Origin of the sequence: Saccharopolyspora sp. NPDC049426, assembly GCF_040676935.1 — a bacterium.
Lineage (GTDB): Bacteria > Actinomycetota > Actinomycetes > Mycobacteriales > Pseudonocardiaceae > Saccharopolyspora.
Window position 1 is genome coordinate 209182 of the sequence record NZ_JBFAPZ010000001.1, and the last position, 24497, is coordinate 233678.

General features: G+C 69.4%; 20 protein-coding genes. 8 read left to right on the forward strand and 12 right to left on the reverse strand.

Annotated elements, in window-relative coordinates; all coding sequences use genetic code 11:
- Nucleotides 1-134 precede the first annotated feature (134 nt).
- The 4 genes from AB0J78_RS00935 to AB0J78_RS00950 all read left to right on the forward strand — a co-directional run bounded on the left by AB0J78_RS00935 (nt 135) and on the right by AB0J78_RS00950 (nt 4653).
- Nucleotides 135-704, forward strand: a complete 570-nt coding sequence (locus AB0J78_RS00935; RefSeq protein ID WP_363785555.1) for a hypothetical protein — start codon at nt 135-137, stop codon at nt 702-704.
- 59 nt (nt 705-763) lie between these two features.
- Nucleotides 764-1477 carry a tRNA (guanosine(46)-N7)-methyltransferase TrmB gene (gene trmB, locus AB0J78_RS00940; protein WP_363785558.1) on the forward strand — a complete coding sequence of 238 codons (714 nt, stop codon included), beginning with the start codon at nt 764-766 and terminating at the stop codon, nt 1475-1477.
- Nucleotides 1478-1663: 186 nt separating this feature from the next.
- Nucleotides 1664-2872 carry a nitric oxide synthase oxygenase gene (locus AB0J78_RS00945; RefSeq protein ID WP_363785561.1) on the forward strand — a complete coding sequence of 403 codons (1209 nt, stop codon included), beginning with the start codon at nt 1664-1666 and terminating at the stop codon, nt 2870-2872.
- A gap of 449 nt (nt 2873-3321) precedes the next feature.
- Nucleotides 3322-4653, forward strand: coding sequence for an amidohydrolase (locus AB0J78_RS00950; protein ID WP_363785563.1), 1332 nt, complete (start codon nt 3322-3324; stop codon nt 4651-4653).
- Between the two features lie 48 nt (nt 4654-4701).
- Here AB0J78_RS00950 and AB0J78_RS00955 read toward each other — a convergent pair whose 3' ends face one another.
- Entirely contained in the window at nt 4702-5394 is a 693-nt protein-coding gene (locus tag AB0J78_RS00955; protein ID WP_363785566.1) for an SDR family oxidoreductase, read from the reverse strand.
- A 131-nt stretch (nt 5395-5525) separates the two neighbouring features.
- Here AB0J78_RS00955 and AB0J78_RS00960 point away from each other — a divergent pair, with 131 nt between their 5' ends.
- Nucleotides 5526-6827: an MFS transporter gene (locus AB0J78_RS00960; protein WP_363785568.1), complete on the forward strand. Its 1302-nt coding sequence runs from the start codon at nt 5526-5528 to the stop codon at nt 6825-6827.
- 175 nt (nt 6828-7002) lie between these two features.
- Here the strand turns inward: AB0J78_RS00960 and AB0J78_RS00965 are convergent, their stop codons facing one another.
- Entirely contained in the window at nt 7003-9060 is a 2058-nt protein-coding gene (locus AB0J78_RS00965) for a PhoX family phosphatase (RefSeq protein WP_363785571.1), read from the reverse strand.
- A gap of 370 nt (nt 9061-9430) precedes the next feature.
- On the opposite strand from AB0J78_RS00965, the gene AB0J78_RS00970 reads away from it, so the two are divergent.
- The gene (locus AB0J78_RS00970; RefSeq protein WP_363785574.1) at nt 9431-10165 is read left to right on the forward strand and encodes an rRNA adenine N(6)-methyltransferase family protein; all 735 of its coding nucleotides are present in this window, start codon (nt 9431-9433) and stop codon (nt 10163-10165) included.
- 92 nt (nt 10166-10257) lie between these two features.
- Here the strand turns inward: AB0J78_RS00970 and AB0J78_RS00975 are convergent, their stop codons facing one another.
- From AB0J78_RS00975 to AB0J78_RS01010, 8 genes are all read right to left on the reverse strand, one after another.
- A complete protein-coding gene (locus AB0J78_RS00975) occupies nt 10258-12213 on the reverse strand; it encodes a PhoX family phosphatase (RefSeq protein WP_363785577.1) in 1956 nt (651 codons plus the stop codon).
- Between the two features lie 134 nt (nt 12214-12347).
- Entirely contained in the window at nt 12348-13571 is a 1224-nt protein-coding gene (locus tag AB0J78_RS00980) for an MFS transporter (protein ID WP_363785579.1), read from the reverse strand.
- A gap of 126 nt (nt 13572-13697) precedes the next feature.
- The gene (locus tag AB0J78_RS00985; protein ID WP_363785582.1) at nt 13698-15446 is read right to left on the reverse strand and encodes a hypothetical protein; all 1749 of its coding nucleotides are present in this window, start codon (nt 15444-15446) and stop codon (nt 13698-13700) included.
- A 131-nt stretch (nt 15447-15577) separates the two neighbouring features.
- The gene (crcB, locus tag AB0J78_RS00990) at nt 15578-15952 is read right to left on the reverse strand and encodes a fluoride efflux transporter CrcB (protein WP_363785585.1); all 375 of its coding nucleotides are present in this window, start codon (nt 15950-15952) and stop codon (nt 15578-15580) included.
- Entirely contained in the window at nt 15949-16395 is a 447-nt protein-coding gene (locus tag AB0J78_RS00995; RefSeq protein WP_363785587.1) for a CrcB family protein, read from the reverse strand. Before AB0J78_RS00995 ends, crcB begins: the two co-directional genes overlap by 4 nt.
- 136 nt (nt 16396-16531) lie before the next feature.
- The gene (locus tag AB0J78_RS01000) at nt 16532-17083 is read right to left on the reverse strand and encodes an OmpA family protein (protein WP_363785589.1); all 552 of its coding nucleotides are present in this window, start codon (nt 17081-17083) and stop codon (nt 16532-16534) included.
- A gap of 199 nt (nt 17084-17282) precedes the next feature.
- Nucleotides 17283-18083 carry an ABC transporter permease gene (locus AB0J78_RS01005; protein ID WP_363785591.1) on the reverse strand — a complete coding sequence of 267 codons (801 nt, stop codon included), beginning with the start codon at nt 18081-18083 and terminating at the stop codon, nt 17283-17285.
- Complete coding sequence (locus AB0J78_RS01010) at nt 18080-19030, reverse strand: ATP-binding cassette domain-containing protein (protein WP_363785594.1); 951 nt, start codon at nt 19028-19030, stop codon at nt 18080-18082. The genes AB0J78_RS01005 and AB0J78_RS01010 overlap by 4 nt, the downstream gene beginning before the upstream one ends.
- Nucleotides 19031-19270: 240 nt before the next feature.
- On the opposite strand from AB0J78_RS01010, the gene AB0J78_RS01015 reads away from it, so the two are divergent.
- Complete coding sequence (locus AB0J78_RS01015; RefSeq protein ID WP_363785596.1) at nt 19271-21112, forward strand: acyl-CoA dehydrogenase; 1842 nt, start codon at nt 19271-19273, stop codon at nt 21110-21112.
- Nucleotides 21113-21178: 66 nt separating this feature from the next.
- On the opposite strand, the gene AB0J78_RS01020 is transcribed toward AB0J78_RS01015, so the two are convergent.
- Nucleotides 21179-22489, reverse strand: coding sequence for a glycosyltransferase 87 family protein (locus tag AB0J78_RS01020; RefSeq protein ID WP_363785598.1), 1311 nt, complete (start codon nt 22487-22489; stop codon nt 21179-21181).
- Nucleotides 22490-22553: 64 nt separating this feature from the next.
- Nucleotides 22554-23321, reverse strand: a complete 768-nt coding sequence (locus AB0J78_RS01025; RefSeq protein WP_363785601.1) for a deoxyribonuclease IV — start codon at nt 23319-23321, stop codon at nt 22554-22556.
- A 177-nt stretch (nt 23322-23498) separates the two neighbouring features.
- On the opposite strand from AB0J78_RS01025, the gene AB0J78_RS01030 reads away from it, so the two are divergent.
- Nucleotides 23499-24437, forward strand: a complete 939-nt coding sequence (locus AB0J78_RS01030; protein ID WP_363785604.1) for a hypothetical protein — start codon at nt 23499-23501, stop codon at nt 24435-24437.
- The last annotated feature ends 60 nt before the right edge of the window (nt 24438-24497 follow it).

Genomic DNA, 24497 nt, shown 5'->3' on the forward strand with positions numbered 1-24497 from the left:
GTCTCATTCGTCGGTTTGGCTGTGGTAAGGCATAAGTAGAGGTGTCCCGCAACCAGCGTCGTTTGGGGGCATGCGCTGGCCGTGGGCGAGTACTTCAGCTCGCGTCTATCTCCACCACAAGAGGAGTGGGCCACATGCTGTCTTCACAAGAGCGCGCTTCGATCGACGTACGCGGCGGCGGTCGCGCCAAGCACATCGGCGACGACGTCCAGCTGGAGCCGGTTCCGCGGCTCGAGTGGTCGCTGGCGACCGAAGCCCACCCGCCCGCCACCGAGGCCGCGACACCCGCATCGCTGCGGGGAAGCTGGATCCACACCGCTTCCGAGCGGCAGGTCCTGGAACTCTTCCGGAAGCTCCACGGCGCCAAGCGCCGGCTGCCCGCGCCCTGGTGGCTGCGCGCGCTCGATCGCGGTGACCTCGCTTCCCGCGCCGAGGCGTTCCAGATCGAGGACGAGGTGCACGCCGTGCTCTCGGCCCGGTCCGGCTGGGTCTTCGTCCCCTGGGTCGGCATCAGCGAAGCCGGGTACTGGGAATACGCCCCGTCCGACCGCGGCTCGGTGAAGATGCCCACCACCGTCGTCCTGACCGACGAGCACGACGGCTGGCTGAACGTCGTCCCCGCCTACCGCGACGAGGAACCGCTGCCCGTGCCGACCAGCACGACCAAGCTGCTCTCCCTGCTCCCGCAGGTCGAGGTGTGGTGAGCCGCTAGCCGAACACGCGGTGGTCGGGGGCCGCCGCCGGTTTGCGATAATTCTTCCTCGTGAATTCTCCTGACCAGCAGGTTCCGTTCCGCCGCACCGTCGTCAGCTACGTCCAGCGGGGCGAGCGGATGACCGTCGGCCAGCAGCGGGCCTGGGATCGCCACTGGGCGGAGCTCGGCTCCGAAGTCACCGCGCTGCCCGAGGGGCCGTTGGACGTGGAGTCCTGGTTCGGCCGTTCCGCGCCCGTGGTGCTGGAGATCGGCTCGGGCATGGGCGAGACGACCGCGCAGCTCGTCGCGGCTCAGCCGGACGTCAACTACCTGGCGGTCGAGGTCTACAAGCCCGGTCTGGCCCAGCTGATGCTGCGCGCGGAGAAGCTGGAGGTCTCCAACCTCCGCCTGCTGCGCGGCGACGCGATCGTGCTGCTGCGCGAGCACGTCGAGCCGGGATCGCTGGACGAGGTGCGGATCTACTTCCCGGACCCGTGGCCGAAGAAGCGCCACCACAAGCGCCGCCTGGTCCAGCCGGAGTCGGTCGAGCTGATCACGTCGCGGTTGCGCCCCGGCGGCGTGCTGCACCTGGCCACCGACTGGGAGAACTACGCCGAGCAGATGCGCGAGGTCTGCGAGGCCGAGTCGCAGCTGAGCAACCGCTACGCCGACGAGCCCGGCGGTTGGGCCCCGCGTCCCGACTGGCGTCCGGTGACGAAGTTCGAGAACCGAGCGCACGACGAGGGCCGCGAGATCCGCGACCTGATCTACGAGCGGGTCTGACTCCTGATGGGCGATCCTTGATCGGCCGAGATGTTCACTCGAATGGTCGATCAAGGATTCCGTCAATCGCGTCGAAACTAGTTACATCGCGTCAACGGCCACCTGTTCGTGGCGGCTCAAGATCACCGGAAAGAGAACGGCTCTGAGCTGCCCAGTCAGCAGGTTTCGCGACTACGTTTGCGCGGCGTGACGGCTATTCGCGAGGAACTCATCCCGAGCCAGACGGGCCCGTCGGAAACCGCCGCCGAGGACTTCCTGCGCTCCTTCCACTCCGCCCACCCCGAAGCCGGTTCCCTGCGCGAACGGCTCGCCGAAGTGCGGCGCAGCATCGCCGAGACCGGCACCTACCGGCACACCACCGCAGAGCTCTCCTACGGAGCCCGCGTCGCGCTGCGCGACAGCGGCTGGTGCACCAGCGGCTTGCCCTGGCGACGGCTCAAGGTGCGCGACCTGCGCGGCCTGCGCAACGCCTCGGCCATCGCGAGCGAGTGCTTCGAACACCTGCGGCTGGCCACCAACGCCGGCCGCATCCAGCCGCTGATCACCGTCTTCGCCCCGGACTCCCCCGAGGCGTCCGGCCCTCAGATCTGGAACGAGCAGGTCGTCCGCTACGCCGGGTACTCACTGGCCGACGGCGGCGTCCTCGGCGACGCCCGCTACCAGGGCTTCACCGCGAAAGCGCAGAACCTCGGCTGGAAACCCCCGGCGGAGCGAGGTCGCTTCGACCACTTGCCGCTGGTCGTCGAGACCGAGCACGAGGGCGTCACGCTCGCCCCGCTGCCGCGCGACGTAGTCCAGGAAGTCCCGCTGGAACACCCCGAGCACCGCTGGTTCGGCGAACTCGGGCTGCGCTGGCACAGCGTCCCGCTGATCAGCAACATGCAGCTGCTCATCGGCGGGGTCCGCTACCCGGCCGCACCGTTCAACACCTGGTTCGTGGGCACCGAGATCGGCACCCGCGGCCTGGCCGACGACCACGCCTACGGCCTGACCCGGCAGGTCGCCGAACGGCTGGGCATGGACACCTCCACCGAACGCAGCCTGTGGCGGGACCGGGCGATCGTCGAGATCAACCGCGCCGTGCTGCACTCCTTCGACGCCGCTCGCGTCACCATCACCGATCACCACAGCGAAGCGCTGCACCGGCTCGAATGGCTGCGCTCGGGACGCCGCCCCGGCGGGTCCGCACCGGCGTTCACGGTCAGCAAGGCCGCGGCCCGCCGAGCCAGAAGCGGATCGGACGATCGACCAGTGCCGGAGGCGCGGGTAACCGCCCGCCGGGAACCGGCCGCAGCTGAGCAGGACGCGTCTCCAGAAGAGCGAAATCGCCCCCGCTACGACGTTCTTGCCCGGATGAGCCGCCGTTGTCTGGGCACGGACCTGCCCCAGGAGTGAAGCGGTTCTCGCGGCGCTCGCGCTCCCCACCGCCGTAGTTCTCCAGCAGGTCCTGCAGCACGGAGCTCAGCGCCATCAGCAGCAGTGCGATCATCGCGATGGCGGCGGCGATGGCGGTCATCGTGGTCTCGAACATGGTGAACCTCCCCGACTCGGGTTCGTCGCTCCCAGCGTGGCTGCTGCGATGCCTCGGGCGGATCGGCCAGCTGGGGATGTTTTCCCTGATCATTCGGTTGGCCCATCAGGGCTCCGCCCCTAAGGGCGGGGCCTCGGTGCGGCCTGGTTCAAGATTCGGGCATCGGCGCGAGAACCGGTATCGGCCTGCAGGCCAGCAATCGAGCCGCTCAGGTCGGCCGATCGGCCAGGTCGTGTTGACCTTTCGGCCAAGGCCGCGGCGGCCGGGGAACGAGGCCGTCCGGTTGTGGATCGCGGTGCGGCAGAATGCGGTCATGCCGACCGCACTCCGCCTGCACGCACCGATGGCCCTGCCCTGCGACACGACCTGCTCGGTCGTCCGGGACGCGGTCGTGGACGTCGACGACACCGGCCGCATCAGCTATTGCGGACCTCGCCAGGGCGCACCGGAGCGGTCCAACGACGTGGTCGTCCGCGAATGCGGCGGAATCCTGCTGCCCGGCCTCATCAACGCCCACGCCCACAGCCCGATGACCCTGCTGCGCGGCATGGGCGCGGACCTGCCGCTGCTGCGCTGGCTCAACGAGGTGATCTTCCCGGCCGAGGCAAGGCTGCGGCCGTCCGACGTGCGCGCGGGCATGGAGCTGGGATGCGTTGAGATGCTGCGCGCTGGTATCACCACCAGCGCGGAGATGTACTTCATCGCCGAGTCCATGGTCGAGGCGACGCTGGCGGTCGGTTCTCGCGCGGTGCTGGCCTCCGCCGTGATCGACACCCCGGCCCTGGAGGCGCTCGGCGGTTGGCGCGGCGCGGTCGAGGGCATCGACCGCTGGATCGACGCCGACGGCCTGCGCTTCGGCCCCGGCGAGCGCATCGAGCTGGCCTACGGCCCGCACTCGGCCTACCTGCTGCCGCCGGAAGCCCTTCAGACGATCGGCGAGTCCGCGCAGCAGCGCAACGCCCTGGTCCACACCCACGTCGCGGAAACCCTCGCCGAGGACGCGGCCCAGCGAGAGGAGTACGGCTCGGTCCCGGCGCTGCTGGACAAGCTCGGCGTGCTCGAAGGCCGGGTCGTCGCGGCGCACGGCGTGCACCTCAGCGACGAGGACATCGAGCTGTTCGCGCGGCGCGGCGTCGGTGTCGCGCACTGCCCGGGTTCCAACGCCAAGCTCGCCTCCGGCACCGCCCGGCTGGTCGAGCTGCTGGCGGCGGGCGTGCCGGTGGGACTGGGCACCGACGGGCCGTCCAGCAACGACGACCTCGACCTGTGGGAAGAGGTGCAGCTCGCGGGCCTGTTCGCGCGCACGGTCACCGGCGACGCGACGGCGCTGAGCGCGCGAGCCGCGCTGCTGGCCGCGACCCGCGGTGGTGCCGAGGCCCTGCACCGCGACGACATCGGTGCGCTCGAACCCGGCCGCTGGGCCGACATCGTGCACCTCGACGTCGACAACCCCGCTTTCGCAACGGGTCTGGACGCACCCGACGATCAGGTGATGTCGAACGTGGTGTGGGCAGCGGGTTCGCGCAGCGTGCGCGACGTGTGGGTCGCAGGCGAGGCGGTCCTCAGCGACCGCGAACCCACCCGAGTCGACCGTCGCACGGTGCAAGCCGCGGCCCGCACCGCCGCCCAGCACGTCCGGGGCTGAACACGACGGAGCCCCGGACCGCGCAGGCCCGGGGCTCGATGTGAACGATCACGCGGCGGCGGGGCGCACGATGATCTCGGTGAGGTGCGAGTCCGGGGTGGCGTTGACGGCCGAGATGATCGGCTTGGCCACGGACTCGGGACGCAGGTAGCGGTCGGCCTCGAAGTTGCCGCCTTCCTGCTCGCGGACGGAACGCTGCATGTCGGTCGCTGTCCGGCCGGGGAACACCGAGGTCACGCGCACGCTGTTGGCGGCTTCCTCGGCGCGCAGCACGTCGGCGAACGCGCGCAGCGCGAACTTGCTGGCCGCGTAGGCACCCCAGTTCGGCTTGGCGCTCAGGCCGGCGCCCGAGTTGACCAGCACGACGTGGCCCTGCGCGGCGCGGAGCTGGGGCAGCAGCAGGCGGGTGAGTTCGGTGACGGCGAAGAGGTTGACCTCGAAGGTGCGCCGCCAGGAATCGCCGGTGACGTCGGCGATGTGGCCGAGCTCGACGAGTCCGGCGCAGTGCACCAGGACGTCGACTCGCTCGATGTCGGTCGCGGCGTCGGCCAGAGCGGCGTGGTCGGTGAGTTCCACCGGCCACTCGCGGGCGGCGCCGGGAAGGTCGTTGATCAGGGTCTGGATGGCGTCGGTGTCGCGGCCGCCCAACAACAGGTCATGAGTGTTGGACAGCTCACGCGCGACCGCGGCACCGATACCTCGTGAGGCGCCGGTGACCAGGGCAATCGGGCGTTCTGGCATGCCTGTAACGCTACAGGTGGCATATTTCACCGGGGCTATCGGCCGTCCCAACCTCCGGTCTGGTCTTGACCTGGTGGGCGGGCTGCGCGTATGCCCATCCGGTGAGCAGCGCCAACGTAGTCTCTGCGGAGATGCAGAACCGGATCCTGCGCAAGGTCGCGGTCCGGCTGATGCCCTTCCTGTGCCTCCTGTACTTCGTCAACTACCTGGACCGGGTCAACATCGGCTTCGCCGGCCCGAACGGCATGAACGACGAACTGGGCATGACCGCAACGGTCTTCGGGTTCGCCTCCGGCATCTTCTTCCTCGGTTACCTCGTGCTGGAGGTGCCGAGCAACCTCGCCCTGCACCGCTTCGGCGCCCGCAAGTGGCTGGCCCGGATCATGATCACTTGGGGGATCGTCGCGACCGTGATGGCCTTCGTGCCCAACGCGACGACGCTGGTGGTGCTGCGGTTCCTGCTGGGTGTGGCCGAGGCCGGGTTCTTCCCGGGCATCATCCTGTACCTGACGTACTGGTTCCCGGCGGTCCAGCGGGCGAAGGCCGTCGCGCTGTTCATGGCCGCGGTTCCGATCTCCAGCGCCATCGGCGCGACCGTGTCGAGCGCGCTGATCAGCGGCGGGCACGGCGTTTTCGGCCTGTCCGGCTGGCGGTTCATGTTCCTGGTGGAGGGCGTGCCGGCGATGCTGCTGGCGGTGGCGACCTGGTTCTACCTGACCGACCGGCCGGAGCAGGCCAAGTGGCTCGAGGACGAGGAACGCGAGTGGCTGTCCGGTCAGCTGGAGGCCGAGCGCGCCGAGACCGAGGCCGCGCACGCGTGGCCGCTGCGCAAGGCGCTGACGCACCCGCGGATCCTGGCGCTGGCGTTCGTCTACTTCGGCATCGCCTACGGTCTCTACGCGCTGGGCTTCTTCCTGCCCACGATCGTCAAGGGCTTCGAGCAGCAGTACGGCACGGATCTGTCCACGATGGAATCCGGCCTGGTGACGGCGGTTCCGTACGTGATCGGCGCGGTGGCGATGGTCATCTGGGCCGCGCACGGCGACCGCACCCGCGAGCGGGTCTGGCACGTGGCGCTGCCGATGCTGATCGGCGGTGTGTCCATCCCGATCGCGCTGTACCTGGGCAACCCGTTCATGGCGATGGTCGCGGTGACGATCTGCGCGGTCGGCGTCTGCGCCGCCCTGCCGACGTTCTGGGCGCTGCCCAGCAACTTCCTGGCCGGCGCCGCGGCAGCGGGCGGCATCGCGCTGATCAACTCGCTCGGCAACATCAGCGGCTTCGCCGCGCCCTACATCACCGGAGCCCTGGCCGACGTCACAGGCTCCCAACGCTCCGGCCTCTGGGTCGTCGGCATCGTCATGATCGCCGCCGCCATCACGGTCATCGCCCTCCGCACCGCCCCGAAGGAGTCCACCACCTCCCAAGGCTGATCTCGTCCAGTCGACAGGATTTCAATGGAACTCAGATCCCCGATTTCAATGGAAGTCGGGGATCGGGTTTCAGTGGAAGTCCGGTCACCTGAGGTGACCTCTAGGACCAGGGGGCGGGAACGCAACGAGGGCCCCCGGCCGTTGTGGCCGGAGACCCCCGCGCTCGCAAGGTGGATCAGCCGCGGCCGATCTCACCGCCGTCTTCACGCCAGATCGCCACGACCGACGGACGCGGCTGCGAGGTGCCGCCGTCCGGCCAGTGCGACGCCGGGTTGCCGGCGCTGTGCCCGTCGATCTCGCCCGGGTGCTGCACCGACACGGTCACCAGCTTGTCGCGCACCACGGGGCCGCAGGCCTCGGCGCCCTTGGGCACGGTCAGGAACTGCTTGACGAAACCGCGCTCCGGTCCCGCGACGGGCACCGCGAACAGGCCGTCGTTGGATTCCAGCGCGTTGCCGTCGGTGGAGATCCACAGGTTGCCGTGGCGGTCGAAGGCCACGTTGTCCGGGCAGGAGATCGGGCTGACCTCGGACTTGTCGAACCCGCCGAAGTAGGTGCTCGGGTCGTTCGGGTCGCCGCACACCAGCAGCAGGTTCCAGCCGAACCGGGTGCCCGTGGTGTCGTCGTCGACCTCCAGCACGTGGCCGTGCTTGTTGCCGACGCGCGGGTTGGCCTCTTCCGGACCCGCGTTGCCCTCGGTTCCGCGGTTCTTGTTGTTGGTCAGCGCGCAGTACACCTTGCCGTTGACCGGGTTGGGCTGGATGTCCTCCGGCCGGTCCATCTTGGTGGCGCCCGCCTTGTCGGCGGCCAGGCGCGTGAAGACGTAGACCTCCTCGGCGGTGAAGCCGGGGACGAAGGACTCCTTGCCGCTGGCCAGCGGAATCCACTCGCCGATGCCGTCGAACTTGCCGTCGGCGGGCAGCTTGCCGGTGCCGTCGATCTCGCCCGCCGGGCTGTTGCCGGTGAACTTCGCGACGTAGAGGGTGCCGTCGTCGAGCAGGGCCATGTTGTGCCGGCGGGCCAGCGCGGTGGTGCCCGACTTGACCTGGCCGTTGGAGACGAACTTGTAGATGTAGTCGAAGCGCTCGTCGTCACCGGTGTAGGCCACGACGCGACCGTCGTCGGCGATCTGGACCGCGGCGCCCTCGTGCTTGAAGCGGCCGAGCGCGGTGTGCTTGACCGGCGTCGAGGACGGGTCGTGCGGGTCGATCTCGACGATCCAGCCGAACCGGTTGACCTCGTTGGGCTCCTGCGCGATGTCCCAGCGCTTGTCGAACCGCTCCCACTTGCGGGTGCTGTCGGTGCCTTCGAAGCCGTAGCGGCCGAGGCGCTCCTTGGCGACCGGGTCGGTGACCGTGTCGGCGTTGGCGAAGTACTGGTTGAAGTTCTCCTCGCCGGACAGGATCGTGCCCCACGGGGTGAGGCTGCCCGCGCAGTTGTTCTGCGTGCCGAAGACGGTCGTGCCGGTCTTGTCGGCCGAGGTCTTCAGCAGGTCGCTGCCCGCGGCGGGTCCGCGCAGCTCGAACGGGGTGTTGAGGGTGATGCGCCGGTTGAAGCGGCTCGTCGCCGGCTTGAGGCTGCCGTCGTCCTGACGCTTGACGAGCACCACCGACAGACCGTGGGCGGCCCAGGCGATCTTGGCCTGCTCCTCGGTGGGGTTGTTCTCGTCGTAGCCGAGGAACATGTGCGACTCGGTGGTGTACTCGTGGTTGCACACCAGCAGGCTCTCGCCGCCGGTCGAGTCGAGCGCGATGAGTTCGGCGAAGTCGTTGTTGTAGCCGAACTGCTTCTCCTGCGCGGCGGCGCTCTGGTTGGCGAAGTCGAACTCGGGTGCGCCTTCGACGACCGGGTCGCCCCAGCGGATCACCACGCCCTGCTGGTAGCCGTCGGCGATGACCACGGCGTCTTCGGTGTTGGGCGCGACGGGCGCGAAGTCGGTGCCGGGCACGGCGCCTCGGGTCGATGCGGGCTTGGGCGCCGCGGCGGCGGTGCCGTTGAGCATGGCCGCGCCGCCGACGGTCAGCGCGAGCGCGCCGGTGGCCTTCAGCGCGCCACGACGGCTGAGCACGGCCTCGACGATGTCACCGAAGTAGGCGTTGCCGGAGGTGTTCGGCGCCTCGTGCTGGCAGGCGTTGCCGCAGCGGTACTTGCAGGTGACCGAGGAACGGCTGGCGCTGTGGTGGGAGATGAGGGGGAGCGGGATGACCCGCCCGCTGTCCTGTCGGGAAGACAAGCGGACCTCCATGGGATTGGTTCGGAACACTCGAACGTTAGACAGATCGGGCGATGTCCTCGGTACGTCCGGGTGAACAGGAACCGAACAGGCAACGCAGAGTCGCCGACGCCCCGCCGCGACGCCGAGCCGCGAAAAATCGGTTTCGGGCTCGTGAGGACGGCTGTAGGTTTGTCGACATGGGGATTTGTGCTGCTGTTTTCTTCATCCGGCTGCGTTCCGCTTAGGCGGCGCGGCCAGTAGATCGCGTCGCCGTTCGCGTCCGGGTCTCGTTCCCTGACGCGCGGTCGATGCTGCGGAAGTTCACCCGCCGGCCTGCGCGCGCGAGATCCGGTTTTCCACCCGGCTCGCGAGTGCAGGAGCAGTCCCCATGTCACACCGCCGCAGGTCGGCGCGCGATCGCGCGCGCCGCGAACTCGGCCAGAACTTCCTGATCAACCCCGGCGCGGCCCGCCGCATGGCCCGCGCGCTGACGCCGTCGCAGGACCTCGTCGTCGAACTCGGAGCGGGCCGCGGCGCGCTGACCCGAGAGCTCGTCGAGCTCGGGCGCCCGGTGACCGCGGTCGAGCTCGACCCGCGCTGCGTCGAGCGACTGAGCGCGGAACTCCCGCAGGTGCGCCTCCACCACGGCGACATGCGGGAGTTCCGGTTCCCGGAGAGGCCGCACGCCGTGGTCGGTAACCTGCCGTTCGGTCTCACGACGACGATGACCCGCAACCTGCTCACCACCCAGAACTGGACCGAAGCGGTGCTGCTGATCCAGCACGAGGTGGCGGGCAAGCGGGCGAGGGGCGGCAGTCAGCTCAACGCCCAGTGGTCGCCCTGGTTCGAATTCCGGCTGCTGGGCGAGGTTCCGGCGCAGCACTTCCGGCCAATCCCGGCGTGCAGCGGCGGAATCCTCCGCATCACCAGGCGGCAACTCCTCCCGGTGGAGCGCAGGAGCGACTACCAGGACTTCGTGCGAGCCGTCTACCAGGCGAGGGGTCGATCGCTCGCGGAGATGATCCGCAACGTCACCGGCCACCGCGTCCACGGCCTGCCGCCTCTGCCGAAAGACCTGACATCGCAGGCCTGGGTGCGGCTCTACCGGCGGATCAGGAGCTGATCGGGAGGCCAACCGCAGCCGGGGCACCGAGAACCGCGAGCCCGGCACGTGGCGGTGCCGGGCTCGCGGACTGCGGGGGCTTCGAGCGCTGATCAGCGCCAGACCGCGACCACCGAGGGCCGGGGCTGGGTGGTGCCTCCGTCGGGCCAGTGGCTTGCGGGGTTGTCGGCGTCGGCACCGTCCAGCTCGCCGGGGTGCTGGGCGGAGACGAGGACGAGATCGTCCTCGATGACCGGCCCGCAGGCTTCGGCACCGCGCGGGACGCTGAGGAACGCCTTGACGTGGCCGCGTTCCGGGCCCTCCAGCGGGACGGCGTAGAGGCCGTCGTTGAAGCCGAGCGCGCCGCTGGAGTCTGTGGTGATCCACAGGTTGCCCTGGCTGTCGAAGGCGACGTTGTCCGGGCAGGTGATCGGGCTGACCTGCGACTTGTCATATCCGGCGAAGTAGGTCGACGGGTCGGCCGGGTCGCCGCAGACCAGCAGCAGTCGCCAGGTGAACCGGTTGCCTGCCGGGTCGTCGTCGAGTTCGACGACCTGCCCGTGCTTGTTGGTGTTGCGCGGGTTCGGTTCGTCGGCGGGCGCCTTGCCCTCGGTGCCGCGGTCGGAGTTGTTGGTCAGCGCCGCGTAGACGCGCCCCGTCGTGGGGTGCGGCTGGACGTCCTCGGGCCGGTCCATCTTGGTGGCGCCGGCCTTGTCGGCGGCCTGGCGGGTGAAGACGTAGACCTCCTCGGCGCTCATGCCGTCGACGAAGCTGGTGTCGTTGTGCGCCAGCGGAATCCACTCGCCGACGCCGTCGAACTCGCCGTCGGAGGGCAGTTTCCCGGTTCCGTCGATCTCGGCGGGGTTGTCGCCGGTGAACTTCGCGACGTAGAGGGTGCCCGTGTCCAGCAGCGACGTGTTGTGCCTGCGGGCGTGGCCGCTGCCGCCCGGTTTCATCTTCCCGTCGGAGACGAATCGGTACATGTACTCGAACTTCTCGTCATCGCCCATGTAGGCGGCGACGCGGCCGTCGTCGAGGACGCGGATGTTGGCGCCTTCGTGCTTGAGTCGGCCGAGCGCGGTGTGCTTGACCGGGGTGGACGTCGGGTCGTGCGGGTCGACCTCGATGATCCAGCCGAACCGGTTGGGTTCGTTGGGCTGCTGGCCGAGGTCCCAGCGCGAGTCGAAGCGCTCCCACTTGCGGTCGGTCGCACCGCCGGAGATCCCGTAGCGCGCAAGGCGTTCCGCGGTCACCGGATCGGTGATGCCCTCGGCGTTGGCGAAGTACTGGTGGAAGTTCTCCTCACCGGACAGGATCGTGCCCCACGGCGTGACGCCGCCGGAGCAGTTGTTCATGGTGCCCAGCGAGCGCGTACCCGTCGGATCGGCAGGGGTTTTCAGCCACTCGCTGCCCGCGGCGGGCCCGCGCAGTTCGAACGGGGTGGTGAGGGTGATGCGCCGGTTCAGCGGGTCGATCACCGGCTTCTTGTCCTCCAGCACCACGACCGAAAGCCCGTGCGCTGCCCAGGAGATCCTGGCCTGCTGCTCGGTCGGGTTCTCCGAGTCGTAGCCGCGGAAGACGAACTCCTCGGTGACGTACTCGTGGTTGTTGACCATCAACCTGCGCCCGTCGGGCAGCGGCAGCAGCGCGCAGAAGTCGTTGTTGTAGCCGAACTGGCCTTCTTGCGCCTCGGGCGACTGGGCGTCGAAGTCGAACTCCGGTGCGCCGGGCAGGATCGGGTCCCCCCAGCGGATCACGATCTGCTGCTGGAAGCCCTCGGGGATCACCACCGCGTCCTCGGTGTTGGGCCGGATCGGCACGAAGTCCAGACCCGTTGCGGCGGCCGCTTCGCGGGAGGCGAGCGCGGGAACCGCGAGCGCGGCCGTGGCCACCGCTCCGGCCTTGAGCAGGCCGCGACGGCTGAGCACCTGTTCCAGGACCTGCCCGAAGTAGGCGTTGTCCGAGGTGTTCGGCGGGTGTTGGGAGCACTGGTCGCCGCATCGGTAGCGGCAGGTGACGCGGGCACGCCCGCCGGTGAGCAGCGGCAGGAGTCGACGTTCGGGAGCCACCAGGACCTCCAAAGCTGTTCGAGAACGGCTTGGAGCGTAAGCGAACGTCAACGTCGTGCAAGCGATTGGCGAACATTGGGCGACAACACGAAGCGGCGCGCGGATCGAGATCCGCGCGCCGCTTCGTCGTTCGATCAGACCTCTTCGCCGACCACGGCGGCTTCGGCCGGGATCTGCTGGGCGTCGGCCTTGGTGCGCAGGTCGGTGACCAGCAGCAGCGCGGCGATCACGCACAGGGCCGCGCCGACGGCGAACGGCGCGTGGTTGGAGCCGAACCAGGTGGCGACGTGGCCGACCAGGGTCGCGGCGGCGGCGCCGCCGAGCCAGCGGCAGAAGTTGTAGCCGGCGCTGGCCACCGGGCGCGGCGCGTCGCTGACGCTCATCGCCGAACCGGTGAACAGCGTGTTGAGCAGGCCCGAGGCCAGTCCGCTGAGGATCACGCCGACGACCACGACCGGCTTCGAACCGAACGCCATGACGCCCAGGATCACCGCGTAGAGCAGGACCGCGATGATCGTGCCGCCGACCTCGCCGAAGCGGGCCGCGAGCTTCGGCGCCAGCGTCACCCCGGCGACCGCGACGCACAGACCCCAGCCGAAGAACACCAGGCCGACCGCGATCGCGCCGAACTCCAGCACGAACGGCGACCAGGCCAGCACGATGAAGAAGCTCGCGGTGTAGAACGCCGAGCCCAGCGAGGTGCGCAGCAGGCCGCCGTGCTTGAGCGCCTTGATCGGGTCGAGGACGCCGATCTTGGCGCGGGTCGAGCGATCCCCGTCCTTGGGCAGGAAACCGGCGGCGAGGATCAGCGCGACGGCCATCAGCGCCGCGGTGCCGGCGAACGGGCCCCGCCAGGAGATGTTTCCGAGCAGGGCGCCGAGCAGCGGCCCGGTGGACAGGCCGATGCCCAGCGCCGCCTCGTACAGCAGGATGGCCGCCTGCTGGCCGCCGGAGGCGGCGCCGACGATCACCGACAGGGCGGTGGCGATGAAGAACGCGTTGCCCAGACCCCACACCGCGCGCAGCGCGACGAGCTGGCCGATCGAGCTCGCCAGCGCGCACGCGATGGTCGCCAGGACGATCAGGACGAGGCCGGTGACCACGGTGCGCTTGGGCCCGTAGCGGGCGCTGAACGCACCGGTGACCAGCATGGCCACGACCTGAACGCCCAGGTAGGACGAGAACAGCAGGGTGACCTGCTCCGGTCCGGCGTTCATCGCCTCGGCGATGGACAGCAGGATCGGGTCGACCAGGCCGATTCCCATGAAGGCGATGACCGCCGCGAACGCGGTGATCCACACCGCCTTCGGTTGTCCCTTGAAGACGTCGAGTAACCGAACTTCGTGCCCGGCGCTCATCGCCACGCCACCCCTCATCAACGGCGTTGGCAGCTGCGGTTGCGGCTGCTGTGAAGTCAAACCGTTCGCAATGCTAAACAATTCTCGTTAGCAGAACAAACGGACATGAGGAGCGTCACCGGCGAATCAGCCGTCCAAGGCGCTGCGCGCCGCCGCCGCGACCTCCTCGTCCTCGTGGTTCTCGGCCAGCGCCGCCAGCAGCGCGCGGGCGTGGGAATGCCCGCTGCCGGCCAACTCGCCCACCAGCTGCAACTGCTCGTCCGTCGGCTGCTCGGCGACATCGCCGACGAACAGGTCGACGTCGGTCTCCAGCGTCACCGCCATCGCGTCCACGCTGAACAGCAGCTGATCACCGTCGCGCGCCACCTGCTCATCGGTCGCGGCCTGCAGCCACATCCGCACCGCCGCACCGCACACCGGATCGTCGACCAGCCCGCGGGCCGCGGTCACGCCCTCCTCGCCGGTCGCCTCCAGCAGCGCCAGCGCGGGCATCCGGACCACCGGGTCGTCCACCAGCTCCAACAGCCCGCTCAGCTCGTCCGCGGCCTGCTTCGGACCCCGGTCCTCGACCCAGCTCGCCGCCAGCACCTGCTGGACCGGCGCCGGGGCGGCGGCGAACAGCAGCGCCACCAGCTCCGCCGGGGCCAGGCGCAGCGCATCGGTCGTCGGCACGTGGAAACCGAACGCGCGCAACGACTCCCTCGCGGCCCACACACCCGCGGGAAGCAGCTCCACGAACGTTTCGACGGGCAGCGCGGTGCGGTCCTCGTCGGTCGCGGACCGGGTGCGCAGCGCTCCCATCGCCTCCCACTGCTCGACGATCCGCTTCACCAGGGCCAGCACCGGGCTCGGATCCTCGGCGCCGAGCACGTCGGCGGCGGTGAACGCCACGACCTCCAGCGGCACCTCCTCGCCGGCCGCGTAGAGCACGCTCAGCACCGACTGGACCAGCTCGGGCAGCTCGTCCTCGTCGTCGGAGTCGGCGGCGATGTTCTCCAGCCCGTCGCGGAAGACGTCGTCGAGCAGCACGAAGCTCTGCCACAGCTTCGTCCACAGCAGCTCCGGCTCGGCCAGCAGCGGAGCGGCGATCAGCGTCGGAACGACCCGCTCGCCCGAGACGCGCAGCAGGCCCGCGCGCTGCGCCCACTCCAGCAGCAGCCCCGCGGTGGCGGTGTCGCTGCCCAGGCTCGCGGCCAGCTTGTCGACGTCGCCGTCGCCCGCGTGCTCCACGACCGCGCGGATGCGGTCCATGATCGGCGCGCCGGCCGCGATCTCGCGGTGCGGCTCCGACTCGGTCAGCTCCACCGGGCTCAGCCACAGCTTCGGCTGCTGCTCGGGCTCGGTGGCCTCGCGCGCGGTGATCTCGTCGGCGGTGTCCTGGTCGACGTCGAGCTCACCGGCGTCCACGGCGTCGTGGAACTCCTCCACCGCGGCGTCGTCGGAGTCGTCGACTCCCAGCTCCCGCATGGTGGTCGTCCAGAACTTTTCCGAACTCCACTCCGTCGGATCGGCCATCGCGCTCAGGTAGGCGGGCGTGGCCGCGTCCACCGCGTCGTGCAGGGCGGAAACCGGATCGGTCGAGGTCAGCAGGCGCTCCTCGGCCAGGAAGTCGAGCCACCGGTGCAGCAGGTCCGGCGTCGCCGACCACTCGCCGGTCAGCACGGCCCGGCGCGGCACCACCTCGGTCAGCACGCGGACGAGGTCCTCCTCGCTCCAGTGCGCGAGCATGCCGTCGGCGAGGAACTTGTCGTCGAGCAGCAGCTCGACCAGCTCGGCTCCGTCGAGCTCGGGGTGGCGGTTGGTGAAGCGGTCGATCAGTTCGGCGCTGGCCTCGTCGAAACGTTCCTGCTCGCCGTGGATGAAGACGGTGCGCATGGTGACCCCATTCGCTCACGTGTGCGGATCTCGTGCCCAAAGGTTAGAGACAACCCGAACCGAATCCGGGGAGCGCGAGCGGGGTCGTGCACTCGTGTCGTGATCCCCCGTTCGGGTGCTGTTTCCCGCGGTCAGTGCCAGATCGAGGCGGCCAGCACGACGCCGAGCACGCCCGAACCCAGCCCCACCAGCACCGATCCGACCACGTTGAGCAGACCGAACAGCCGCTGACCGCCGGTCAGCAGCCGCACGCTCTCGTAACCGAAGGTGCTGAACGTCGTCAGCGCGCCGCACAGACCCACGCCCAGCGCGGTCTGCAGCACCGGCACGGACGCGCCGAACAGCGCGGCCCCGGCGAGGAAGCCGAGGATCAGCGAACCGACCGCGTTGACCACCAGCGTCCCCCACGGGAACCCGGTGTCGTGCCGCGCTTGGACCCAGCGGTCGGTCAGGAAGCGCAGGCTCGCCCCGGTGGCGCCGCCGAGCGCGACGAGCAGGAGCGTCACGCGGCCTCCCGTCGCAGTCCCCGCGCCACCGCCCGGGTGGCGATCACGCCGACGAACACCGCGAGCAGGCAGCACAGCACCGTGGCCAGCAGGTAACCCAGCGCCGCCAGCGGTGCGGAGAGCGCCAGCCGCAGCGCGTCGGTGACGTAGGTGGAGAACGTGGTGAACCCGCCGAGCACGCCCACGCCCAGGAGCGGTCGCAGCAGGCGGTGCGGGGTGGCCAGCTCGGTGATCACGCACATCAGCACGCCGATGGCCAGGCAGCCCAGCGCGTTGACCAGGAACGTCGAAACCGGGCCCGGCCACACCAGGCTCGTCGACCAGCGCAGGACCGATCCGATCGCGCCGCCGCCGGCGACCGCGGCCAGCACGTCCCACGGGATTGCGAAGGCAGCTTTGCCCGCTGGTTCGCGGACCGTCCGCACCTCGGTGGGAGAAGCCATCGACACCTCCGTGACTGCTCCCGCAGAGAGTACCGGCCGGTTGCCCTGACCAGCACCGATCGCGACCGAACTCTCACCTGGCGCGCGCACGAGAAGCGGGGCGGCCGATTCCCGGCCGCCCCGCTGGTGGAACCGCTTACTGGATCTTGATCTCGACCTTGCGGGACGCGGCCGGGTCACCGCCCGCGTCGCCCTCGCCGGTGGCCTGCATGCGCTCGGCCGGTACCCCGGCCTGCGTCAGCTGGTCGACGACCGCCTGGGCGCGAGCCTGCGACAGCTCCTTGCTGTCCTGGCTGGAGCTCGTCCCGGCCGCGGTGAAGCCCGCGACCTGGAACTTCAGCTCCTGCGGAGCGGACTTGAGCATGTCGGCGGCCTTGGTGACCGTCTCCTTGCTCTGGCCGGTGAGCTCGCTGCTGTCCGGGTCGAAGGTGATCGGTGAGCTCTGGTTGAGCTGGTCGAGCTGTCCCTGGAGTTGAGCCTTGGCCTGGTCGCCGCCCTGCTCACCGGCGCCCATCCCGCCCGGCTGCTCACCGTTCGGAGGCTGCTGCTCGGCGCCCGGCTGGGCCTGGCCCGCCTGCGGAGCCCCGGGCATCGCCGGCATGCCCTCGGGGGCGTTGCCGCACCCGGCGAGCAGTGCCGACGTGCAAGCGATCACTGCGGCGGCGTAGTTGACGTTCGTTCGGCGCATAACCCACCTCGCGGTCCGTGGCGCGTATCTCGGAGACGGGCAGATAGTGCGGGCTGATTGAGTGAAAAACGCTCAACATCTGCGCGAGTCCGGTGTCGTTCACACCAAGGAGTTAACCGCGAAGTGCGCTCCTACCAGGAGAAACGCGTTTTCTGGGCAGCGCTCGGGGACGTCCCCCGTGGACATCCTGAAGGATCTTTCATCGACTCGCCACGCGACGGTAGCGAGCCACCGCGAGCGGGATGAAGATCGCCAGGATCACCAGCGCCGACACCACCGAGTACAGCACCGCGTGCTGCGCCGGCCAGCTGTCCGGAGGCGGACCGGTCACCCGCAGCGGGTTGCCGTAGAGCTGACGCAACGCGTCCGAGTAGACCGTGATCGGATTCCACTCCGCGAAGGTCCGCAGCGGACCGGGCATCGATTCCGCGGGCACGAAGGCCGAGGACACGAACGTCACCGGGAACATCCACAGCAGACCCGCGCTCTGCGCGACCTCGACGCTGCGCGCCACCAGGCCGATGAATGCCCCCACCCACGACATCGCGAACGAGAACAGCAGCAGGAGGCCGAAGGCCAGCAGAGCGTCGAGGAGGCTGCCCCGGATCCGCCAGCCGACGATCAGCCCGCACAACGACATGATCACCACGGTCAGCACGCTGACCAGCAGGTCGGAGCTGGTGCGCCCGAGCAGCACGGCCACCCGTGACATCGGCAGCGACCGGAACCGGTCCATCATGCCCTTCTGCAGGTCGTTGGCCAGGCCGATCACGGTGAAGGAGCTGTTGAACGCCACGGTCTGCACGAAGATCCCGGCGATCAGGAACTCCCGGTACGCCTCGCCGCCGAGGCTGCCGCCGAAGACGTAGGCGAACATCAGCACGAACATGATCGGCTGCGCCGTGCTGGCCAGCAGCAGATCGGGGTTGCGCTTGATGTTCATCAGGTTCCGCCACGCCACGACGTTGCTGTCGCGGAGGCTCACCGCCAGCGCGTTCATCCCTGCTCCTCCTCGGCGTGCCGTCCGGTCAGACCCAGGAACACGTCGTCCAGCGTCGGCCGGTGCAGCCCGACGTCGTTGACCGCGACGCTGTCGGCGTCGAGCCGCCGCAACGCCTCGATCAGGGCCTTCGGCCCGGTCTCCACGGCCACCGTGACGCGCCGCAGCGCCACCTCCACCTGCGGTTCGGCCACGCCGACCTCGCGCAGTACCCTGGCCACCGCGGGCAGGTCGGCGGCGTCCTGCGCGATCAGCTGCAGGCGCTCGCCGCCGACGCGGGACTTGAGCTGGTCGGCGGTGCCGCTGGCGATGACCTCGCCGTGGTCGATGACCGCGATGGAGTCGGCCAGCTGGTCGGCCTCCTCCAGGTACTGGGTGGTCAGCAGGACCGTGGTCCCGTCGGCGACGAGCTCGCCGATGACCTCCCAGGTGTCCATCCGGCCGCGCGGGTCGAGCCCGGTGGTGGGCTCGTCGAGGACCACCACGGGTGGCGCGGCGACCAGCGCCCCGGCGAGGTCCAGCCGTCGGCGCATGCCGCCGGAGTAGCCCTTGGAGGGCCGGTCGGCCGCGTCGTCGAGCTTGAAGCGGTCGATGAGCTGCCGGGCTCGCGCGGAGGCGTTCGAGCGGGACATCCCGTAGAGGCGGCCGACCATGTAGAGGTTCTCGTAGCCGGTCAGGTTCTCGTCGACCGCGGCGTACTGACCGGACAGGCCGATCGACCGGCGCACGGCGTGCGGGTCGGCGAGCACGTCGTGCCCGGCGACGAACGCGCGGCCCGAGTCCGGCCGTAACAGCGTGGTCAGGATGCGGACCGTGGTCGTCTTGCCCGCTCCGTTGGGGCCCAGCAGCCCGAGCACTTCGCCGCTGGGCACTTCGAGGTCGATCCCGTTCAGAGCTCGGGTGGAGCCGAAGCTCTTGACCAGGGCCTCCGCGCGTACGGCGGTCATCTGTACCCCCAGAGTGATGTCCGGATCGCCCACTGTAGGGCGCAGGGGTGACAGGCCGCCTTCGAATTTATCGCGACGCGGGAATTTTGCGGAAGGGAAAGCAGGTCAGGAGGGGTGCGAGGGGAGGGTGGCACAGGTCGCCTCGACAGAAGTTACCGCCAGGTAATACCCTTCTTGTTACCGACGAGTAAGGGCTCGTAGCCGGGCCCACCCGCAGCAGCGTGCAAGAGGGAGCCTTCGATGGGCCACTACAAGAGCAACGTCCGAGACCTCGAGTTCAACCTCTTCGAGGTCCTCAAGGTGCAGGAACGACTGGGCAAGGGCGCCTTCGAGCAGTCCGACCAGGACACCGTTCGCGGCGTGCTTTCCGAACTCAACGAACTGGCCACCGGGCCGCTCGCCGAGTCCTTCGTCGAAGGTGACCGCACTCCCGCGCACTTCGACCCGACCACCCACTCGGTAACCCTGCCGGAGTCCTTCAAGAAGTCCTACCAGCAGGTCATGGACGGTGAGTGGTGGCGCCTCGGCCTGCCGGACGAGCTGGGCGGCTACGGAATCCCCCCGACCGTCACCTGGTCGGCCGCCGAACTGATCCTGGGCGCCAACCCGCCGGTCTACATGTACATGGCGGGCCCGAACTTCGCGACGATCCTCTGGAAGAACGGCACCGAGGAGCAGAAGAAGTGGGCCGACCTCATGATCGAGCGCGGCTGGGGCGCCACCATGGTCCTCACCGAGCCCGACGCCGGTTCTGACGTCGGCGCCGGCCGCACCAAGGCCGTGCAGCAGGAAGACGGCAGCTGGCACCTCGACGGCGTCAAGCGCTTCATCACCTCCGCCGACCAGGACATGACCGAGAACATCATGCACCTGGTGCTCGCCCGCCCCGAGGGACCCGGCATCGAGGCCAAGCCCGGCACCAAGGGCCTGAGCCTGTTCCTGGTGCCCAAGTTCCACTTCGACGGCGAGACCGGTGCGCCGGGCGACCGCAACGGCGCCTTCGTCACCAACGTCGAGCACAAGATGGGCCTCAACGCCTCCGCCACCTGCGAGGTCACCTTCGGCCAGCACGGCACCCCGGCCAAGGGCTGGCTGCTCGGCGAGGTCCACGACGGCATCGCGCAGATGTTCCAGGTCATCGAGTACGCGCGGATGATGGTCGGCACCAAGGCCATCGCCACCCTGTCGACCGGCTACCTCAACGCCCTCGACTACGCCAAGGAGCGCGTCCAGGGCGCGGACCTCACGCGCAGCACCGACAAGACCGCCCCGCGCGTCACCATCACCAACCACCCCGACGTGCGCCGCGCCCTGATGCTGCAGAAGGCCTACGCCGAGGGCCTGCGCGCCATCTACCTCTACACCGCCGACTACCAGGACCAGATCACCCAGGGCAAGCAAGAGGGCAGCGACGTCACCCTCGCCGAGGCCGTGAACGACCTGCTCCTGCCCATCGTCAAGGGCGTCGGCTCCGAGCGGGCCTACGAGATGCTCACGCACTCGCTGCAGACCCTCGGTGGCTCCGGCTACCTGCAGGACTACCCGATCGAGCAGTACATCCGCGACGCCAAGATCGACAGCCTCTACGAGGGCACCACCGCGATCCAGGCGCAGGACTTCTTCTTCCGCAAGATCGTCCGCAACCAGGGCGCGGCCATCGGCCACCTCGCGGCCGAGATCCAGAAGACGCTGGAGGCCACCGACGCCGACGAGCGCCTCAAGGAAGAGCGCGAGCTGCTCACCCGCGCCCTCGGCGACGTCCAGGGCCAGCTCGGAACGCTGTTCGAGTTCCTGACCTCCGCACAGGAGGACATCAAGAACATCTACAAGGTCGGCCAGCACGCCGTGTCGTTCCTGATGTCGGTCGGCGACCTGCTCATCGGCTGGAAGCTGCTGCAGCAGGCCGAGATCGCGCTCGCCGCGCTCGACGCCGGCGCCGGCAAGGACGAGTCGTTCTACCAGGGCAAGGTCGCGGTCGCCCGCTTCTTCGCCAAGAACGTCCTGCCCGAGCTCACCGGTCGCCGCAAGATCATCGAGGCCGCCGACAACTCCCTCATGGAGCTCGACGAGTCCGTCTTCTGATAGGACCCCTCAGAGCGAGGGACCCGCGGCGCGCAGCCGCGGGTCCCTTCTCACGTCCACCCGGTCTCAGCCGAGGCTTCTGACGCGGTGCCGCGAGGTCTCAGCCGACACCTCGCCGCCCGACCTCCGCTCGTCGATGGTCGTGCGGGCCGACAGGAAAGCCACGAACAGCCCCACCAGCAGCGCGGCCCGGCCCCAGACCCCGATCATCAACGCCTGCGCCGTGAAACCGTCGTGCACACCGCTCGGAATCCCCTCGTTGTTCAGGTGCAGCCAGCGGAAGATGCCCGTGCACATCGCGAAGTCCGCCACCAGGTAGGCCGCGATCCACCCCCAGCGCACCTGCACCAGCACGAAGAACGGCAACAACCACAACGCGTACTGCGGCGAATGAACCTTGTGCAGCAGCAGGAAGCCGCACAGCATCGCCGCCGAAACCTGCACCCACGGATAGGTCCCGGTCCTCTCGAACCGCAACCAGCCGATCCAGCACGCCAACGCGAACGACACCAGCATCAGCCCCGGCGAGACGATGCCCATCGCGGCCTGGAAACCGTCGTCCCCGGTCCAGCCCCGGAAACCCCAATACCACACCGAGTTCGTGCTCAAATCCACCTGACGCCGCGACTGGAACTCGAACGACGCCGCCCAGCCCTGAAAACCCGCCAACGCGAACGGAACGTTGACCAGCAGGCCCGTCGCCGCAGCCGACCCGGCCACCCGCAACGCACCCCGCCAGTCCCGGCCGCCCTCGGTGAACACGTACAGCATCAACGGCAGCACGAAGATCGCCGGATACAGCTTCAACGCGAAACCCAGCCCCAGCAGCACCGCGGCCACGGTGGACCGACGCGCCAACGACGCGCGCCAGCGGTGCATCACGAACACCGCCGCCACCGCGCTCGCCACCACCGGCAGATCCCAGTTGTGATCCGCGTAGAGGACCAACGGCGGCCCGATCGCCCACAGCAGCGCCCGCCAGCGGCTCAACCGCCCCAGCCACCACGCCACCGCGAGCCCGAACGGCGCCATCAGCAGCGCCGACGACAGCAGGAACCCGGCATCGGTGTTCACGAACAACGCTCCGGCCCAGATCAGCACCCCGGTCAGCACCGGGTACTCCACGACACCGCCCCACAGCGAGCCGTCCTCGTCGATGCCCCCGTTCACGTACGGGAAGACGTGCCGGTCGATGTCCCGGCCCACCCACAGGTTCTGGATGTCGGAGTAGCAGACGTCCCGGTAGGACCGCGTCTGGTAGTCCGGCACCGAGCGGCCCCACTCGTTGAACTCCGGACCCGTGCAACGCGCCTTGTTCGCGTACCCCAACGCCAACGTCACGGCCGTCAGCAGGCACAACACCGCTAACGCCGACATCGTCAAGCCCCGCGCGACCTTGATACCGGGCTCCTCTCACCCGGACCAGCCGGGAAACAGCCGTTCAGCTCGCCTTCGAGCGGAGGAATTCGATGTCGGCGGCCTGCCCCTCGTCCGGGGTCTCGACCACCACCGGCGCACCGGCCCTCGACACCACGCCCACCAGGAGCTCAGGGTCGATGTTGCCCGAACCGATGTTGGCGTGCCGGTCCCGCGACGAACCGAACTCGTCACGCGAGTCGTTGAGGTGCACCAGATCGATCCGGCCGGTGATCGCCTTGACCCGGTCCACCACGTCGAGCAACTCCTCGCCCGCCGCGTGCGCGTGGCAGGTGTCCAGGCAGAACCCCGCACCGAACTCGCCCACCGCGTCCCACAACCGGGCCAGCACGTCGAACCGCCGGGCCATCGCGTTCGCGCCGCCCGCGGTGTTCTCGATCAGGATCGGCACCTCGAAGCCGCCCTCGTCGGCCTGCCGCTCGAACAGCTTGCGCCAGTTCGCGATGCCCTCGGCCGGATCGTCGTCCTTCGTGACGTGCCCGCCGTGCACGATCAAGCCCTGCGCACCGACCTCCGCAGCGGCCTTCGCCTGCTGCACGACCGACTTCCGCGACGGGATGCGGATCCGGTTGTTCAACGAAGCCACGTTGATCACATAAGGTGCGTGGATGAAAACGGCGACGTCGCTGCCCCGCAGCTGTTCTGCCTGCGGATGCGGCTTCGGCGCCTTCCACCCCTGCGGGTCGGACAGGAAGAACTGCACCACCTCCGCGCCGCGCTCAGCGGCCGCGGTCAGCGGGTCGTCATCGCGAACATGGGCGCCGATACGCATGGCACGCAGTCTATTCGTCCACACCGTCCGAACCCGGGAACCGGGGCGCACCGGGGTGTTCCACACTGTGGAACATCAACGGATTTGCCGGATGGCCGCAACCAACGGCGGTACTCGCGCGTTAGGAGCTTTGAGACAGTGACTGTCGATCCGGAGCCGTTCGCGGGGAGGCGAGCCATGGGTACCTGGGGTAACCCCAACCCACTGATCAAACCGAACGCGCTCCGCCGCACCGTGTCGGCTGGTGCCGCAGGTCTGGTGCTCCTGGCGGGAAGCTGCCTCGGCGCGGGAACGGCCGCCGCCGCTGAGCCGCTGGTCGTCGACCAGCCCATCGCCATCGTCTCCGGTGAGATCGGCCAGCCGATCTCCGTGCTGCCCAAGACGCTGGACTTCAAGCTCAACCAGGCCGTCCTGCTGGCCATGCCGCTGGCCTTCGGCCCCGCGTCCGACGCCTCCGAGCAGTTCGCCTCGGGCAGCCCCATCGCGCTGGGCACCGCCGAACCCGGCGCCAACTCCTACTCCGGCCGCGAGATCGCCCAGGCCGCGACACCGCGCCTGAGCGAACTCGGCCTGCCGGAGGACAAGGTGGAGGCCGTCCGCTTCCACTTCACCAACCTCGTCAGCCTCGGGAACTCGATCACGGTCAACGTGCCGGAGCCCGAGGAAGAGCCGCCTCCGCCCCCGCCCTCGCAGGAACCACCGCCCGAGCAGCCGTCGCAGACGCCTCCCTCGTCGCAGACCCCGGCACCCGCTCCCGCCGGGCCGCCGCCGTCCGCGCCGTCCACCAGCCCGGTGCCGAGCATGCCCAGCGCCAACGGTGCTCCGGCCGCGGTCAGCATGCTGCCGCCGAGCCTGCGCGGCTCCTCGCTGCCGTGGGCCCAGGCCCGCTACGGCCAGGTGCCGGGCATGGCGCCCAACGTCGGTGACCTGGCACGACAGGCTCAGGAACGGCAGCGCGTCCAGGACGAGCAGGACGAGATCCGCGCGGCCGGCCAGGCCGAAGCCCTCCCCACCGAGGTCTCCGAGCGAGTCGCCCTCCCGGTCCTCATCGCCGCCGTCTCCCTCGCGGTGGTGACCGCTGCGCTAGTCCGAGCCTGGGTCCTCCGACGCCACTGAACTGGGTTTTTTCGCTGTGCTCTTGCTGCTCAGCGGTGCGGGTGGCGGAACCTGACACGC